Consider the following 15,162-nt stretch of genomic DNA (forward strand, 5'->3'; position numbering starts at 1 on the left):
GCCCCCACCCCATCCGCTTGAAGGCCAGCGCCCGGTCCTCCGCGAAGAACTTGCGGAACAAGTCCCGGTAGCGCCCCAACACCAAATCCCCCAACCCGAAGAGCTTCACCTCCTTCACGTGGCTGTCCCGCGTGAGGATCCACTCCAGGTAGTTGAGCTTGCGCCCCTCCGGCGCGCGCCACGAGTACAGCCGGAAGCCCGCCATCGCCAGCCGCGCCTCCGCGATGAACGCCGGAATCGACGCCGCCACCAGCACCACCACGCTCCACGGCGACAGCGCAATCAACAGCGCCGCGAACGTGGAGAGTGTTATCGCGTTGCGGACGATGGAGAACGCCTGCATCACCAGCGACAGCGGACGGCTGCTCGCCTCGCGCCGGGCGTTCTGCATCTTGTCGTACGTCTCCGAGTCCTCGAAGTGCCGCAGCTCCAGCTCCAGCGCCTTCTGGAGGATGCGCTCGTTGAGCAGGTTGCCCAGGTTGGCGCGCAGGAGCTCCCGCGTCAGCGTCAGCCCGCGCTCCACCACCCCGGAGCCCAGCATCAGCGCGAACTCCAACCCCACCAGCCCGTAGACGCGCGAGTGCGCCTCGGCCGAGCCCTGCGCCGCCGCCACCACCGCGTCCACGATGAGCTTGCCCACCCAGGCGATGGCCGCCGGCAACACCGCCGCCACCAGCGTCAACAGCCCGAGCACGACGGCGCCCCGGGGGCTGGCCTGCCAGAAGATGCGGAACGTCCCGGGGAGCTGACGGAACAGGCTTCCGGCGCTCTTCAGCCGCTCCTTGAGGGAGCTCTTCGCGGGGAGGGTGGACTCGAGTGGACGGGGAGACACGTCCCCCGTTCATAACGTGCTCACCCGACATCCGCTCGAAAGAGCCGCCCCTCACCCCACCGCGGGCCGCTCGTGCCGGGACACCAGCACGTCGCACGAGGATTGGGCCAGCACCCGCTCCGCCAGCGACGCCTCGTCCCCCGCCCCTCGCGGGCCCGCCACCACCAGCAGGTCCGAGCCCAGCTCGAGCGCGTGCGCCAGGAGCGCCTCGCCCGGCTCCCCGGAGCGCAGCCGGGCCTCCAGCTCGCAGCCCGTCTCCCGGTACGGCGCCAGGAAGCGGGCGAGCTCCAGGCGCGCGTCGAGCTCGCGCTCTTGGCGCAGCATCAGGAGGCGCTCCGGCGGCGCGCCCCGGGCCCGCAGCGCCGCCTCGTCCTCGCGCGTGTCCACCACGTGCAGCACCGACACCGGCGTCAGGGGACACAGCCGCATCGTCAGCTCCAGCGCCCGCCGGGACTCGCGCGTGAAGTCCACCGCGACCAGGGGGCTCTCGTACGGCCTCGCCGGATGGGGCCGCACCGCCAGCATCGACGTGTCCAGATGGCGCAGCGCGCGCCGCACCATCGAGCCCTCTGCCAGCGACCTGCCCGGCGTCAGCACCCGCTCGCCGCCCAGCACCACCAGCTGGGCGCCCTGCTCGCGCGCCACCGCCGACAGCGCGTCCAGCGTGTCGCCCTGGCGCAGCTCCTCGCGCACCGTCACGTCCGACCGGTGGCGCAGCCTCCGACACGCCGCGTGCACGGCCTTGCGCAGACAGCCGCCTCCCAGCACCACGCCTCCGGGCGAGCCCTCCAACACCGGCCCCGCGTGCAGCAGCGTGAAGGTGGCGCCCAGGCCCAGGGGCAACCGCAGCGCCCGGGCCAGGGCGAGCTCGGAGCGCAGCGAGAAGTCCGTCGCCACCACCAGGCGCGTCAGCCCCCTGGGACCCCGGAAGGTCCCCGGCTGCAGCAACGGGATATCCAAACGGGTCAGCACATGCTGCCTCATCACGAGACCCTCCTTTCAATGGCCTTGCTGCTCCAGCGTCGGCGCCGTGGGGGCGTGAACTGCCATCCCATGCGCCCGACAGGGACCTGTCCGCGAGCCGTTGCCCGCCGGTCCGCCGCGCCTCGCGGTCCAGGCCCCGTGAGGCCCTCACCTCGAAGATTCAGGCGGCCGCGCCGGGATGCCACCCTCGCCCCGGGGACGCCGTGTGCACGAGCGGGCGGAGGAGCCCTTCCGTCCTCGCGCGTGGCGGTCCACGTCACACGACTGACGGCCAGCGCCACACGCCCCGTCCTCGAGTGAGGGTGGAGCACGACTCCGGTCCCGCGGGGCCGTGCGGAGCGGGGGCGGACGGCCTCCTCACACCGTGGGGTGTCCCCCCTGAAAAAACTCCAGGCGCGCCGCGTCCGTATCCCTCGCGGCAGTTCCACGCGCACATTCCCGCCTGGAGATTGGCGCGCTTGGCACGTTCGCGGAGCAACAGAGCGTCTTCAGCGGGCCGCGCGGGGAGCGGCCGGAGCTTTGCAGAAAGGCTCCGACGACAGCGCGGTGGGTGGTGGCGGGGACGGACGGGAAGCTGAAGAAGGGGGAGGACCAATGCGCGGCGTCATCACCGGAAGAGAGGTGGTCACCAATCTGGGTCTCATCTACCGAGAGTTCGGCGCGGGCTGTGTGCTGCGCTGCTTGTGGGTGATGCTCAGCGGGAAGACCACGACGTTCCTCGAGGTGGCGTGTCCGCCCGAGGTGAAGCGCTAGCCACGGCGACGGGCCGCGAGGAGAGCCTCCCCGCGACCCGGCCGTGTGCTGGTGCGCTCGCTGGCGAGAATCAGAACTCGTCGCGGCGCGGCTTGTCGTCGTCCACCGCGTCCCGGACGGCGCGCTTGGCGTCCTCCACCTTCTCCTTGGCGTGGCCCTTGGCAGTGTCGACCTTGCCCTCGGCCTCCAGCGAACGGTCGCCGGTGGCCGCGCCCACGGTCTCCTTGATCTTGCCCTTGGCCTTGTCGATCAACTCACCCATGTCACTCTCCTGTGGCTGTGAGCTCTTGAGAGCCGTTGTGGAGTGAGTGTGGGCATGGCCCTGGGGTCGTGCAGGAGGGCCAGGCCGCTCGCCTGCTCGGGTGGCGGGGGTCGGCCCCTTCCAGAAGCAGTCCCGCAATTCAAGGAAAATACCCAGACATCCAGGCGAGCGAAGCGCGGCCACGGACTTGCGGAGGTCCGGTGGCCCCAGTGGAATGGGGGGAGCCCGAGACGCTCCCTGGTTGGAATCCTTCCCCCCTGCTGAAACGGGACATTGACGCAAGGCGCGCTGCCCCGCACGCTGAAGTCACTGCCACCCCGGAGTCACTGCTTCCCGATGTCCACTCCTCCGCTTCCGACCCCTGGCGCGCTGTTCCGGCGGATGTACCTGTTGCGCTCCCTCATCACGACGGTGGCCTTCTGCCCGGCCCTGTACGTGGACATGCAATTGCTGTCACTGGAGGGGCCGAAGGCGACGCGCATCCTGCTGGGAGTCATCACGCCGCTGGTGCTGGGGCTGTGCGCGGTGGCGCAGCCGATGGTGGTGCTGCCGTGGCTCCTGAAGCGGGCCATGGCGACAGAGGGGCGCCTGCGGGTGGAGCGGTTGATCCGCATCCCGTCGCAGCTGGCGTTCGGCGAGTCGATGGTGTCGTGGTTCATCGGCGGGGTGCTGTTCAACGGGGGCGTGGCGTTCCTGCTGGACCGGCCGATGTCGGTGGTGCCGGTGGGCGTGGCGGTGTCGATGAGCGCGGGGCTGTTCAGCAGCCCGCTCCTGTACATGCTCTATGAGCAGGTGCTGATGCCCACGGTGCTGGACGCCTACCAGAAGGCGCCCAGCGCGCGGCCCGCCGGAGAGGGCTTCGCGCCCCGACAGCTGTGGCTGCTGCCCGCCACCGTCGTCTCCGCGCTGCTCGTCACCTGTCTGACGAGCGTCGTGACGCTGAACCTGCGCATCGAGCGGGAGCTGGGGGCGCTGGCGAAGGACATCGAGTCGAAGGGGCAGGCCGCGTCGGCGGCGCAGGTGCGCGCCACGGTGGCGCCGCTGCAGAAGGACCTGGTGCTGCCGGTCGTCATGTTCGGCGGCTACGCGGCGCTGGGCTCCATCCTCACGGCGGCGTGGGCGGCGCGGCGGCTGGCCAAGGGCTCGCGCGCGGTGGGCGCGTCGCTGGAGGCGCTGGTGGAGGGCCGCGCGGCGCCGCCGCGGTGGGTGTCCACGGACGAGCTGGGTGATTTGGCCGCGACCACGTGGCAGCTGTACCAGCGGCTGCAGGAGCTGCCGCGCTCGCTGCGCACGTCGGCGGGGGACCTGGCGCAGGCGGGCACGCGGCTGTCGGAGGCGAGCAACCAGCAGAACCAGACGCTGTCGCGGCAGGCGGCGGCGCTGCACCAGGCGCGCGCCACGGCGCAGGAGATTCAGCAGGCGTCGCACGTGGCGGCCTCTCGCGCCACCAGCATCCTCCAGGTGGCCGAGCGCGCCGCCGCGGTGGGCCGGCTGGGCGAGGAGTCGCTGCAGGGCACCGAGAAGGGCCTCGCGTCCATCCGCGACATCGCCGACGGGCTGCACGGGCAGATGCAGGATTTGGAGCAGCGCGCGCGGGAGGTCGGCCGCGTGTCGGAGGTGGTGAAGGCGCTGGCGGACCAGTCGCACATGCTGGCCATCAACGCGGCCATCGAGGCCACGCGCGCGGGTGAGCACGGCAAGGGCTTCGGCGTGGTGGCGCGGCAGATGCGCGAGCTGGCGGACCAGTCCGTCCAGGCGACCAACCAGGTGCGCGGGCTGCTGGAGACGATGGCCTCGGCGGCCACCCAGGCCACGGAGATGACGGACCGGAGCGCGGCGGGGGTGGAGACGGCGCTGGCGCCGCTTCGCACCAGCGGCGAGCGGCTGCGCGAACTGGCCACCCTGTCGCGCGAGTCCGCGTCCGCGGTGCGGCAGATCGCCGAGGCCGTGGCCCAGCAGCACCAGGGCGTGGACCAGCTGTTCGCCGCCGTGCGCGAGCTGGATGAGCTGACCACGGACACGCTGCGCCACCTGGACACCACGCAGCAGGCGGCCGTCGCCGTCACCCACGCCACCGGACAGGTGTCGCAGCTGGCCCAGCGCTACGTCTGAGCGAGCGCGGCCTCCTCGGGGGACACGGGCGGCTCGGGTTCGAGTCGCCCGTCGGGCCCCAGCACCGGGGCGCGGAGCAGCACCACCAGCCGGCCCACGAGCAGGCCCAGGCGGCCGAGGCGCTCGCGGGGCTCGGGGCCGTCCTGCTCGAAGCTCGCCGCGTCCAGGTACGCGAGCTGGACCTCGGCCCTCGACTGGAGCGCGCCCACGCGGGTCTCCAATGAGGTGAGCCTTCCGAGCAGGGCGTCGAGGAACTCCGTGGCCTGTCGGAGCGTCGCCGCGCAGGCGTCCAGCTGGCGCACGCGGGCCTCGTCGGTGTCCTCCACGGTGCTCGCCGAGGCCCATGGCGCCGCGGCCTCGAACAAGGAGACCCCATCGAGGACCACCGGGGCCGCGTCCTCCTGCAGCCAGCCCCGCTCCATCCACGTGAGCACGGGCTCCCAGCCGGGGGACACGGGCGCGCCCACGCCCAAGAGGGGCCACGCGCGGCGCGCGGCGCGGGAGACGGGCTCGGAGGGCAGCGCCTCCAGGGCCGCGAGGGCCTCGGGCGGGAGCACGTCCTCCCGCTTCGCATGCTCCCAGCGCTCCAGTCGCGCGAGCAGTCCTCGCAGGGGCTCGACGACCTCCGCTCGGGCACGGGCCTGACGCTCGCCGTAGGAGGCGAGGCCCGTGCGCACGCGCAGCCGGGCGGACTTGAGCGCGCCGAGCGCGGCGGCGTGTCGCTCACGGGCCTGGGCGAGCGCGGGGGACTCGACGACGCGGCCCTGGTCCCAGACCTTCTTCGCACCGAGCCCCAGCGCCGTCAGCACCAGGCCTCCCACCGCGAATGGGATGAAGAACGGCATGGGAGACAGCTTCGCATCCGTGGGGCCTCGTTGCGAGCCGGGCCCCTTTGGCCTGCATGGCTGGAGAGGAGGCGCGGCCGGAGTGACGCGGCGCAGTGCCGCGTCAGCCTGCGCGCGCCTGGGGCGCCGACCGCGCCTCATCCTCCAGCGGCGGCACGTACGGCCAGCCCGGCAGCGGCCCCTTGCCCGCCTCGCGCGTCAGGTAGTCCGCCGCGATGTTCGCGCTCTCCATGATGGTGAGCAGTCCGCTGCCCGGGTGGGTGCCTCCGCCCACCCAATACAAGCCCTCCACGTCCGGACTCTTCACCCGGGGCCGCAGCGGGCCCAATTGCATCCACGTGTGCGAGAGATTGAAGACCGCGCCCCGGAACACGTTGAACTCGTCCCGCCACGTCTGGGCCGTGAAGTAGCGCTCCGCGCGGATGTGCTGACGCACGCCCTTGAGCCCCACCTTCTCCAGCATCGCCGGGATGCGCTCGCGCAGCGTCGCCTCCGTCTTCGCCCAGTCCACCGGCCGCGCCGTGTTCGGCGTGGGCACCAGCACGTAGAGCGTCGAGTGCCCCTCCGGCGCCCCCTTCGGGTCCGTCACCGACGCGTTGCACACGTAGAAGGGCGGGTCGTCCACGTCCAGCTCCCGGTCCTCCAGCGCGTCCCGGTCCGTGCGCCGCGCCGACTCCGAGAGGTAGATGAGGTGGTGCGGCAAATCGTCGTAGCGCGTGTCCAGGCCGTAGTACGCCATGAACGTGCTGCACGAGTACTTCGCCTTCTCCAGCGCCGCGTCCGTCAGCCGCGAGCCCTCGCGCGCCTCGGCCGACAAGAGCTTCGTCGCCGCGTAGGGCAGATCCGCGTTCAGCACCACCGCGTCCGCCTCCAGCACCTCGCCGCCCTCCAGCTCCACGCCCGCCACGCGCCCGGCCTCCACGCGCACGCGCTTGACGGGCGCGCCCATCCGGAAACTGGCGCCCAGGTCCTGCGCGCACCGCATCATCCCGCGCGCCAGCTCCCGGAAGCCGCCGTCCACGTGCCACACCCCGAAGGCCAGCTCGATGAAGGGAATCACGCTGAACACCGACGAGCACGTCGTCGGGTGCAGGCCCAGGTACTTCGACGGGTACGCCAGCGCGTACGTCAGCCGGTCGTCGTGGAAGAACGAGTCCAGGTGCTTGTAGAGCGTCTGCCAGGGCTTGAAGCGCAGCGTGGAGGCCAGGCGCCAGGGGGCGTAGTAGGCGAGGCTGCCCGCGTGCGTGCAGATGAACTTCTCGTACGCGATGCCGTACTTGTCCTTCCCCTCGGCAAGCCAGCGCCGGAGGCCCTCCACCTGCTGGGGACCGAAGCGCGCCACCTCCGCCTCCATCCGCGCGGGGTCCCGGCTGGTGTCCAGCTGGGAGCCATCCCAGAAGTGCAGCCGCGTGTTGACGTCCAGCGGGACCAGCTTCACGTAGTCCGCCAGCCGACGTCCGGAGCGCTCGAAGATGCGCTCCAGCACCCCGGGGAGCTGGAGGATGGAGGGCCCCGTGTCGAGTGTGTACTCGCCGTGGGCTCCGAGCGTCAGCCCCTTCATCCGCCCTCCGGGCACCGGGTCCTTCTCCACCACGGTGACGCGAAAGCCCTGCCCGGCCAGGTTGATGGCGGCGGACAGCCCGCCCGGTCCTGCTCCCACGACGATGACGTGACGCACCATGGCTCCTAGAATGCCCCGAGCGAGCAGCCGTTGCAGTGTCGCTCACGCGGACGGCTGGACGGGGATTGTGTTTCAGGCCCGGGCGTTTCTCCTGGAGGACACTCGTGTCGACCTCCCTCGCCTCCCACGTGCGCCGCAACGCGGCCGCCCTCCTCGCCCTGCTGATGGGGCTGCTCGTCACGGCGGGGGCGACCACGTACATCCGGCGGGGGGTGAGCCTGCGCAGGCAGCAGCTCTTCGATGACGCCACCACGGACGGCTCCGTGGCCCTCCAGCAGCGCCTGGACGTCTACCAGGCCATGCTCCTGGGCACGCGCGGCGTCTTCACCGGCAGCGAGGCGGTGGAGCGGCGTGAGTTCCGCGCGTACACGGAGAGCCTGGAGGTGCGCCAGCGCTACCCCGGCATCCAGGCCGTCGGCCTGGCGCGGTGGCTGAGCCGGGACGAGCTGGCGCGGCACGAGGCCCGGATGCGCCAGGAGGGCTTCCCCCAGTACCGGGTGTGGCCCGAGGACGCGCGCGAGCACCACGCCGTCGTCGACCTGGTGGAGCCGTTCGACGTGAACAACCTCCGGGTGCTCGGGTTCGACGTCATGTCCGAGCCGGCGCGCAGGGCGGCGCTGGCGCGCGCGATGCGAAGCGGCCTGCCCGCGGCCACCGGCAAGGTGCAGCTGGTCTCCGAGCCCGTGGGCCAGGTGGCCCAGGCGGGCTTCGTCATCTACGTCCCGCTCTACGCGGGGATGGTGGAGCCCACCACGCCCCAGGCCCGCGGCGAGCGGCTGGAGGGGTTCGTCTTCGGCGCCTTCCGCATGAAGGACTTCGTGGAGGGCCTGCGCTTCCCGGGCTTCCAGTCCACCATCGACCTGGCCATCTACGACGGCGCCACCGTGAGCGAGTCGGCGCGGCTCTACACCTCGCACCCCGGCGCGCCGGACGCGGGGGGGCTCCGGCAGCAGCTCACCGTGCAGGTGGCCGGGGTGCCGTGGACGTTGGTGTTCACCACCCGCGAGGCCTTCATGACGGGCACGCGCTCCAGCCACCCCACCACGGTGGCGGGCGGTGGCCTGCTGATGTCGCTGCTGCTCTTCCTCGTCACCCGCGCGCAGGTGAACGCGCGCGCCCTGGCGGAGTAGGCCAGCGCCGAGCACCGACGTCTGGCCGACGAGGCCCAGGCCGCGGTGCGCGTGCGCGACGAGTTCCTCAGTGTGGCCGCGCACGAGCTGCGCACGCCGCTCACCTCGCTCAAGCTCCAGCTGCAGCTGCTCTTCCGACAGCTGCGGCAGCCGGGGCCGCTGGACGCGGAGCGGCTGGAGCGCGGGGTGGAGACGTGCGAGCGGCAGACCACCCGACTCACCAAGCTGGTGGACAGCCTGCTGGACGTGGCGCGCCTGTCGAGCGGGCGGATGGAGCTGCAGTTGGAGGACGTGGAGCTGGGGGAGCTGGTCCGGGAGCTGGCGCGCCGCTTCGAGGTGGAGGCCCAGGCCGCGGGCGTGCGGCTGGAGGTGGACGCGCCCGAGCCGATGACGGGCCGGTGGGACCGGCTGCGACTGGAGCAGGTCCTCACCAACCTGATGTCCAACGCGCTCAAGTACGGGCACGGCGCGCCGGTGGACGTGCGCGTGCGGGGCGACGCGGAGCGGGCGCGCGTGGAGGTGCAAGACAGGGGCATCGGCATCGCCCCCGAGGACGCCGCGCGCGTCTTCGACCGCTTCGAGCGCGCGGTGTCCAGTCGCCACTATGGCGGGCTGGGGCTGGGCCTGTTCATCACCCGCCAGCTCGTGGAGGCCCACGGGGGCCACATCTTCCTGGAGAGCCGCCCGGGCGGGGGCACCACCTTCATCGTCCACCTGCCTCGCGCCGGGCCGCCCCTCATGGACACCCCTTGAGGTCAGCTCACTCGTAGGTCGGCAGGCACTTGTTCTGCCAGACGCAGTGCCGGGCTCCCGACGAGGCCTGGTTGCACGTCGCCTGCGTCTTGTACTGCGCGCAGAAACACTCCCAGGCATTGCCAGTACAGAGCCCCTGCTCCGTCTGTGCGGGGGACTCGGGCTGCTGCTCGGCTTCGACTCCTCCACCGCACGCGGACAGCCCCAGCAGCGAAACCAACACGACAAAGCGACGCATGGTGTGTACTCCGGCGCAAGGAGGGTGACCCACCCTCGGAGGGGAACTCGACCTTGCCCCACGGTTGTCTGGACTGTCTAGTTCGACTCCAGGACACACGTGGGCGCCGGGTGGCGCATGAATCGCGAGCGCCAGTCCCACGCCTTCGCGCCGTATGCAGTCAGCGGCTCTGGATACCCAGACACGAGGAGGCAAGCCATGGGTGCATTGGATGGACGGATCGCGGTCATCACGGGCGGAGCCACGGGCATCGGGCTGGCCATCGCCGAGCGCTTCGCGAGCGAGGGGGCGGAGGTGGTCATCGCCGGCCGGCGTCAGGGGCGGCTGGACGAGGCGGTGGCGCGGATAGGCCATGGCGCGCGCGGGGTGGTGACGGATGTGGGAGACGAGGCCCAGGTGGTGCGGCTGATGGAGTCGGTGCCCCGGGTGGACCTGCTGGTGACGTGCGCGGGCGGCGCGGTGTTCGGGCCGGTGGAGACGGTGCCGATGAGCGCCTGGGAGGCGCTGTTCAAGGACCGCTTCTTCGGACAGCTCTCCGCGGTGCGTCACGCGGTGCCGAAGATGCGGGAGGGAGGCTCCATCCTGTTGTGCTCGGGCATCGCCGGGCACGCGGCGCTGGCGAACTACGCGGGCGGGGCGGGACTGTGTGGGGGCATCAACGCCATGGGGCGCTCGCTCGCGGTGGAGCTGGCGCCCCGGGGCCTGCGGGTGAACGTGCTGTCACCCGGACTCACGAAGGACACGGCCATCGACTGGGGCGTGCCGGCCACGCAGGTGGGGGCGTTCCTGGACACGCTCGCGGCCCACGTCCCGATGAAGCGCGCGGGCGCTCCCCGGGACATGGCCGACGCGGCGTTCTTCCTGGCGACGTGTGCCTATGCCACCGGCATGGTGCTGGACGTCGACGGTGGTTGGACGGCGGTGTGACGAAGTTGCTGCTGCCAACGTAGAGCACCTTGCCCTGGGTGACGGCGACCTCGAGGGCCTGCCAGAGCGCCTCCCACGTCGTGGCGCGGTCGACGTGGTGGAACGGGTAGAGGTCGATGGAGTCGGTGCGCAGGCGGTTGAGGCTCGCGTCGAGGGCGCGGCGGATGTCGAGGGCGGACAGCTTGCCCCTGGGAGCGCTCGGCACAGTCACCTCTGCGGGAGGCTCATCCGCTGGGTTCTGGCCGTGGCCCGGCCTCGTCTCGGAGGATGGAGCCCTTTCCCTCTGGGGGATGGATGAGAATGCATCGCGCTGCCGCGCTGCTGCTGCTGGTTTGGCTGACGGGCTGTGCTTCGGGGCGCGTGGTGCGCTTGGAGACGGGGCGGGGGTCGCCGGTCGTCTTCACGCCTCACAGCGGCGAAGCCGAGCCAGTGGAGATGGAGCGGCGCGAGTTCAAAGAGGCCGTGGCCCGGCTGGCGCGGCAGATGCGGCCCTCGGCCAATCCCCAGCAGGCGGCACGCAACCTCTTGGGCGTGGAGACCCGCAGCGGCGCGTACCTCTTCAACCCGCGCACCCGGCAGATGACGCCGTTGGAGGGGACTGCGCTGGCCTCCGACATGCCGCCAGCGGAGGTGGAGCTGACGAGAGCATATCTGCGTTGGTGCGAGCGCACGGGGCGCAAGGGCGACTGTCTGCGCCTGCTGGTGGACAGCCCCGCCGTCACTGGGGACGGGCGCTATGCGCTGGCCATGGCCATGGCCCAAGGCGTCGTCCTCGAAGAGATGCTGGACGCATTCAAGGGAATGGCCGACCCGCACGCGGCGCTCTCGGCGGCAGTGTGGACTCTGACCCTCTACCTGGTCCTCTGGTCAGTGCCCGAGCCAGTGAGCAAGGGCCTGGTTGCTGTGATGACGGCGACAGCCATTGTCTACCTCGGGGTGGACACCTTCTGGACGCTGATGGTGGGCTTCAAATGGTTGGTGGAAGAGGCGGACCGGGCGACCACGTTCGACGAACTGCGAGAGGCGGGCGAGCGCTACGGAAAGGTCATGGGACAGAACGCGGCGCGGGCCTTCGCGCTGCTGGCGACGGTGGCCGTGGGGAACACGGCTGCGGGCTTCGCCAACAAGGTGCCCACGCTGCCCGGTTCAGCTCAGGCGGCGACGCTGGCCGGGGGCCGCGCCGGTATCCGCCTTGCCGCCGTGGGCGAGGTGGGCGAGGTGGCTGTTTCGGGCGAGGCCGTCACCGTGGCACTGGCCCCCAACGCGGTGGCCATGACGGCACGACCCCTGGGCGGCGTGGCGGCCGCCCCGGTAGACGCGGAGGGCCACGACCACCACGTCGCTACGAACAAGTGGTGGAAGTCCACGAACAGTGAAGGCCCGTGGTCACCCCGGCTTCAGGAGATTTTCGACAGGGCGGGCATGTCGCTGGACGACCCAGCCAACATCGTCCACGTCAAGGGCCACAAGGGGCCTCACCCGCTGGCATACCATCAGCGGGTCTTCCGGCGTCTGGACGCGGCAACGCGAACCTGCCGCAGCATGAAGCAATGCCGCGAGGACCTCACTGCCGAGCTCGGCAGGTTGGGGAAGGAGATCGCCACTCCAGGCACCACCCTCAACAAGCTGGTGACGGGAACCTGAAGCCGGGGCCACAATCAACCCATGCCCAGGCGGTACTTCGATCTGTCTGACGACATGACCATTCCAGGCCGGTGGCTGCTCGGCACCCCTACTGACTTTGAAGACCGAGCGTTGAGTGAACCATGGGTGTTCACCGACGGGGCGCCTATTGGTGCTCCGGGCCGATTGAAGCTCCCGATGTATCTCCCCGGAACAGCGCTCGACTTCTCCCTAGCGGCCCGCTCAACCCCGGTAGTCCACGCCAAGGTGGCGTCCGTCTTCGCGGAGCTTGCTCCCGAGGACGTGCAGCTCTTTCCCGTAGAGGTCGCGGGCCAGCCTGAGCCGTTCTGCATTCTCGTGGCGACCCGGCTGATTCGATGCATTGACGACAAGGCCACCAAGGAGATCCTGATGTGGACGCCGGAGGACGGGCGCCCTGAGAAGGTTGGAGAGTATCGAGACGTTTGGGGAATGCGGATCGACGCTTCACAGGTAGGTGACGCGAAGGTGTTCCGCACCTGGGGCTGGCCCATCGCGTTGATCGTCCGAGAGGAAATCCGCGACGCACTTGAGCGCATGGGCGCCACGGGAACGAAGTTTGAAGAGGTTTAGGGGCATGTTCCTCGTCCCGATGAAGCGCGCGGGCGCTCCCCGGGACATGGCCGACGCGGCGTTCTTCCTGGCGACGTGTGCCTATGCCACCGGCATGGTGCTGGACGTCGACGGTGGTTGGACGGCGGTGTGAGGCATTACCAGGCGTAGTCTTCTGGCGCGGGGCGGTGGCCCGGGAAGATTTCGTCCAGCCGGGCCAGCGTCTTCTCATCGAGCTTCACGTCGAGCGCGCGCAGGGCGGCGTCGAGCTGGCCCGCCACGCGCGGTCCGATGATGGGCGCGGTGACGGCGGGCTGGTGCAAAAGCCACGCGAGCGCGACGTCTCCGGGCTCGTGGCCGAGCTCGGCGGCGAGGGCTTCGTAGCGCTCAATCTTCTCCTGGTTCTTCTGGAGGGCCTCTCGCGCGCGGCCCTCCAGGCGGCGCTTGCCCTCGCGCTCCTTCTTGAGCACGCCGCCGAGCAGGCCGCCGTGGAGGGGGGACCAGGGCAGCACGCCCAGGCCGTAGTGACGGGCGGCGGGGAGCACTTCGAGTTCCACGGTGCGCGCCAGCAGGTTGTAGAGGGATTGCTCGCTGATGAGGCCCAGGAAGTCGCGCCGCGCGGCGGCGGCCTGGGCCTGGGCGATGTGCCAGCCGGCGAAGTTGCTGCTGCCGACGTAGAGCACCTTGCCCTGGGTGACGGCGACCTCGAGGGCCTGCCAGACTTCCTCCCACGGCGTGGCGCGGTCGACGTGGTGGAACTGGTAGAGGTCGATGTAGTCGGTGCGCAGGCGTTTGAGGCTCGCGTCGAGGGCGCGGCGGATGTTGAGGGCGGACAGCTTGCCCTCGTTGGGCCAGTCGCCCATGGGGCCGTAGACCTTGGTGGCGAGCACGGTGCGCTCGCGGCGCCGTCCGCCCTGGGCGAACCAGTTGCCGATGACCTGCTCGGTGCGGCCCTTGTTGTCGCCGAAGCCGTAGACGTTGGCGGTGTCGAAGAAGTTGATGCCGCGCTCCAGCGCGGTGTCCATGATGGCGTGGGACTCCGGCTCCTCGGTGTTCCAGCCGAAGTTCATCGTGCCCAGACACAGCCGGCTGACGGAGAGCCCCGAGCGACCCAGGTTCGTGTACTGCATGGCGACTCCTTCGCGGCCGAGGGACTCCAGCGCGCCACGACGGTCCGGCCCCAGGCCGCCAGGCGCCGCGTACAGTGACGAGTCACCCGGGCCGAGTCGAGCGTCGTGGGCGGACTGCGAGAGGGTTCTGTGCGCAGACGACACAAATCGGCGCGCCACGAAGACATGCGCGGATTGCCGATGCCCCCCCTCCTGCGAGGATCCGACCATTCAACACGTACACAGACTTCCTCCAGGAGCAGGTGGTGAGGGACCAGGTGGAGGAGTTCCTGGTGGACCGTCGGATTGCCCAGGCCTGTGGATATCGCTTCGCTGTTGGGGTGAGCGAGGTCGAGCACCAGCAAGCGTTGCTCGACCTGGAGCCGTCCCTTGCGCCGAATATCGTCGTGACGGGGTGCGAACGATGACCTTGAAGAGTCGCCTCCTGGTTTCTGTCTATGCGCCGGCGCTCACGGGCGACGATGGCCGCACACTCGCCACCATTCAGGGAATGGAAAGGGCGCTGCCGGGCTTGCGTCTGGAGAGGGAGCTCTCCAAGGACGGGCAGCCCATCCCATTGCAGCAGCGTGATGCATGGCTTTCGGAGGCGGCAACGCGCGGGAAGTTCCCCCTCCTCTGCAATGGCGACGAGCTCAACCCCGTGACGATCTCCGGGTTGAAGAGGCCCGCGAGTCTCCTCCCGGAGGGCCAGCGGCAGCTTCAGGTCCATGTGAAGCTGCCACTCGATGTGACCACCCTCGCAGCGGCAACGGCTGTTCTCGAGGGTGTAGCGGAGGGAGCCCGCTCGTTCTGGGGACACGCATCGCCGAGCGGCCATGGCTCGGAGGTCGCACAGCAGATGCGCGACTCAGGACATGGACCGGAGCGTTCACCACGCGGGCTCCCGATGCTCCTTCCACCAGAAGAGCTCCGCTCACCCGAAATTCCGCATTACCTGGGGTGGATCAACTACTGGTCAGTCGCTGCGGCGCGGGCCCTCGGTTTTCCAGACCCGGCCCGCGACGCCGACCTGCTCACGCGGGCACGACGCACGGCCTCGGGCGGCTGGGTCGTCCAGCTCACCGACACACCGCTCGACCTGGACAACATCGCCCATCTGGACGTGCTTCGGCGCGCCTACGAGCGGTTCCCAGTGGTCGGTGGACGTGCGGCGCCTTGAGCTGCGCAAGGGCCTCCTCGGCACGACTCTCAACGTTCGGACGTCTCTTCAATGGCGACCCGGGCTCCAGGGAAGATGGGGGCAATGAAGCAGGCGGAGGCACGCAGCGCCTCCAGGAGTCCTCGTGAGGAGTGGCCAGGGA

At 70.5% G+C, this 15,162-nt stretch carries 16 protein-coding genes and 2 pseudogenes; 10 read left to right on the forward strand and 8 right to left on the reverse strand.

Annotated features, from left to right (window positions below; genetic code table 11):
• Together FL311_RS19165 and FL311_RS19170 are read right to left on the reverse strand one after the other, a co-directional pair.
• Positions 1-832 (reverse strand): annotated as a pseudogene (locus FL311_RS19165) (ABC transporter ATP-binding protein); the annotation flags it as partial.
• Between the two features lie 51 nt (positions 833-883).
• Positions 884-1,816, reverse strand: a complete 933-nt coding sequence (locus tag FL311_RS19170) for a universal stress protein (RefSeq protein WP_141326846.1) — start codon at positions 1,814-1,816, stop codon at positions 884-886.
• 594 nt (positions 1,817-2,410) lie between these two features.
• Between FL311_RS19170 and FL311_RS44125 the strand changes: the two genes are divergently transcribed.
• Positions 2,411-2,569, forward strand: coding sequence for a hypothetical protein (locus FL311_RS44125; protein ID WP_015353070.1), 159 nt, complete (start codon positions 2,411-2,413; stop codon positions 2,567-2,569).
• Between the two features lie 70 nt (positions 2,570-2,639).
• Here the strand turns inward: FL311_RS44125 and FL311_RS19175 are convergent, their stop codons facing one another.
• Complete coding sequence (locus FL311_RS19175) at positions 2,640-2,831, reverse strand: CsbD family protein (protein ID WP_141326848.1); 192 nt, start codon at positions 2,829-2,831, stop codon at positions 2,640-2,642.
• Positions 2,832-3,167: 336 nt separating this feature from the next.
• On the opposite strand from FL311_RS19175, the gene FL311_RS19180 reads away from it, so the two are divergent.
• Positions 3,168-4,943, forward strand: coding sequence for a methyl-accepting chemotaxis protein (locus FL311_RS19180; RefSeq protein WP_141326850.1), 1,776 nt, complete (start codon positions 3,168-3,170; stop codon positions 4,941-4,943).
• Here the strand turns inward: FL311_RS19180 and FL311_RS19185 are convergent.
• Together FL311_RS19185 and FL311_RS19190 are read right to left on the reverse strand one after the other, a co-directional pair.
• Positions 4,934-5,788, reverse strand: a complete 855-nt coding sequence (locus FL311_RS19185; RefSeq protein WP_141326852.1) for a hypothetical protein — start codon at positions 5,786-5,788, stop codon at positions 4,934-4,936. The genes FL311_RS19180 and FL311_RS19185 overlap by 10 nt on opposite strands.
• Before the next feature lie 103 nt (positions 5,789-5,891).
• Complete coding sequence (locus FL311_RS19190) at positions 5,892-7,469, reverse strand: NAD(P)/FAD-dependent oxidoreductase (protein ID WP_141326854.1); 1,578 nt, start codon at positions 7,467-7,469, stop codon at positions 5,892-5,894.
• A 104-nt stretch (positions 7,470-7,573) separates the two neighbouring features.
• On the opposite strand from FL311_RS19190, the gene FL311_RS45185 reads away from it, so the two are divergent.
• The gene (locus tag FL311_RS45185) at positions 7,574-8,599 is read left to right on the forward strand and encodes a CHASE domain-containing protein (RefSeq protein WP_228556958.1); all 1,026 of its coding nucleotides are present in this window, start codon (positions 7,574-7,576) and stop codon (positions 8,597-8,599) included.
• 45 nt (positions 8,600-8,644) lie between these two features.
• Complete coding sequence (locus FL311_RS45190; protein WP_228556959.1) at positions 8,645-9,352, forward strand: sensor histidine kinase KdpD; 708 nt, start codon at positions 8,645-8,647, stop codon at positions 9,350-9,352.
• Between the two features lie 7 nt (positions 9,353-9,359).
• Here the strand turns inward: FL311_RS45190 and FL311_RS19200 are convergent, their stop codons facing one another.
• Positions 9,360-9,590, reverse strand: coding sequence for a hypothetical protein (locus tag FL311_RS19200; protein WP_141326856.1), 231 nt, complete (start codon positions 9,588-9,590; stop codon positions 9,360-9,362).
• 198 nt (positions 9,591-9,788) lie between these two features.
• Between FL311_RS19200 and FL311_RS19205 the strand changes: the two genes are divergently transcribed.
• Entirely contained in the window at positions 9,789-10,517 is a 729-nt protein-coding gene (locus tag FL311_RS19205; RefSeq protein ID WP_141326858.1) for an SDR family NAD(P)-dependent oxidoreductase, read from the forward strand.
• Between the two features lie 13 nt (positions 10,518-10,530).
• Here FL311_RS19205 and FL311_RS19210 read toward each other — a convergent pair.
• Positions 10,531-10,728, reverse strand: a pseudogene (locus FL311_RS19210) (aldo/keto reductase); the annotation flags it as partial.
• A gap of 89 nt (positions 10,729-10,817) precedes the next feature.
• Here FL311_RS19210 and FL311_RS19215 point away from each other — a divergent pair.
• The 3 genes from FL311_RS19215 to FL311_RS45950 all read left to right on the forward strand — a co-directional run bounded on the left by FL311_RS19215 (position 10,818) and on the right by FL311_RS45950 (position 12,885).
• Positions 10,818-12,161, forward strand: coding sequence for an AHH domain-containing protein (locus FL311_RS19215; RefSeq protein ID WP_368668579.1), 1,344 nt, complete (start codon positions 10,818-10,820; stop codon positions 12,159-12,161).
• A 165-nt stretch (positions 12,162-12,326) separates the two neighbouring features.
• The gene (locus FL311_RS19220) at positions 12,327-12,752 is read left to right on the forward strand and encodes a hypothetical protein (RefSeq protein ID WP_342394519.1); all 426 of its coding nucleotides are present in this window, start codon (positions 12,327-12,329) and stop codon (positions 12,750-12,752) included.
• 4 nt (positions 12,753-12,756) lie between these two features.
• On the forward strand, positions 12,757-12,885 hold the full coding sequence (locus FL311_RS45950) for a hypothetical protein (protein ID WP_255510352.1): 129 nt from the start codon (positions 12,757-12,759) through the stop codon (positions 12,883-12,885).
• A 4-nt stretch (positions 12,886-12,889) separates the two neighbouring features.
• On the opposite strand, the gene FL311_RS19230 is transcribed toward FL311_RS45950, so the two are convergent.
• Positions 12,890-13,861: an aldo/keto reductase gene (locus FL311_RS19230; RefSeq protein WP_141326864.1), complete on the reverse strand. Its 972-nt coding sequence runs from the start codon at positions 13,859-13,861 to the stop codon at positions 12,890-12,892.
• 74 nt (positions 13,862-13,935) lie between these two features.
• On the opposite strand from FL311_RS19230, the gene FL311_RS45195 reads away from it, so the two are divergent.
• The gene (locus tag FL311_RS45195) at positions 13,936-14,268 is read left to right on the forward strand and encodes a DUF6310 domain-containing protein (RefSeq protein WP_228556960.1); all 333 of its coding nucleotides are present in this window, start codon (positions 13,936-13,938) and stop codon (positions 14,266-14,268) included.
• Entirely contained in the window at positions 14,265-15,020 is a 756-nt protein-coding gene (locus FL311_RS19235) for a DUF5953 family protein (protein WP_141326866.1), read from the forward strand. Before FL311_RS45195 ends, FL311_RS19235 begins: the two co-directional genes overlap by 4 nt.
• Positions 15,021-15,162 lie beyond the last annotated feature (142 nt).

It is taken from the genome of Myxococcus sp. AB025B, from assembly GCF_006518215.1.
Classification (GTDB): domain Bacteria; phylum Myxococcota; class Myxococcia; order Myxococcales; family Myxococcaceae; genus Myxococcus; species Myxococcus fulvus.

Coding starts and splice junctions, on each gene's coding strand:
- FL311_RS19170 (WP_141326846.1), bottom strand. CDS start 1,816: ATGAGGCAGCATGTGCTGACCCGTTTGGATATCCCGTTGCTGCAGCCG.
- FL311_RS44125 (WP_015353070.1), top strand. CDS start 2,411: ATGCGCGGCGTCATCACCGGAAGAGAGGTGGTCACCAATCTGGGTCTC.
- FL311_RS19175 (WP_141326848.1), bottom strand. CDS start 2,831: ATGGGTGAGTTGATCGACAAGGCCAAGGGCAAGATCAAGGAGACCGTG.
- FL311_RS19180 (WP_141326850.1), top strand. CDS start 3,168: ATGTCCACTCCTCCGCTTCCGACCCCTGGCGCGCTGTTCCGGCGGATG.
- FL311_RS19185 (WP_141326852.1), bottom strand. CDS start 5,788: ATGCCGTTCTTCATCCCATTCGCGGTGGGAGGCCTGGTGCTGACGGCG.
- FL311_RS19190 (WP_141326854.1), bottom strand. CDS start 7,469: ATGGTGCGTCACGTCATCGTCGTGGGAGCAGGACCGGGCGGGCTGTCC.
- FL311_RS19200 (WP_141326856.1), bottom strand. CDS start 9,590: ATGCGTCGCTTTGTCGTGTTGGTTTCGCTGCTGGGGCTGTCCGCGTGC.
- FL311_RS19205 (WP_141326858.1), top strand. CDS start 9,789: ATGGGTGCATTGGATGGACGGATCGCGGTCATCACGGGCGGAGCCACG.
- FL311_RS19215 (WP_368668579.1), top strand. CDS start 10,818: ATGCATCGCGCTGCCGCGCTGCTGCTGCTGGTTTGGCTGACGGGCTGT.
- FL311_RS45950 (WP_255510352.1), top strand. CDS start 12,757: ATGTTCCTCGTCCCGATGAAGCGCGCGGGCGCTCCCCGGGACATGGCC.
- FL311_RS19230 (WP_141326864.1), bottom strand. CDS start 13,861: ATGCAGTACACGAACCTGGGTCGCTCGGGGCTCTCCGTCAGCCGGCTG.
- FL311_RS19235 (WP_141326866.1), top strand. CDS start 14,265: ATGACCTTGAAGAGTCGCCTCCTGGTTTCTGTCTATGCGCCGGCGCTC.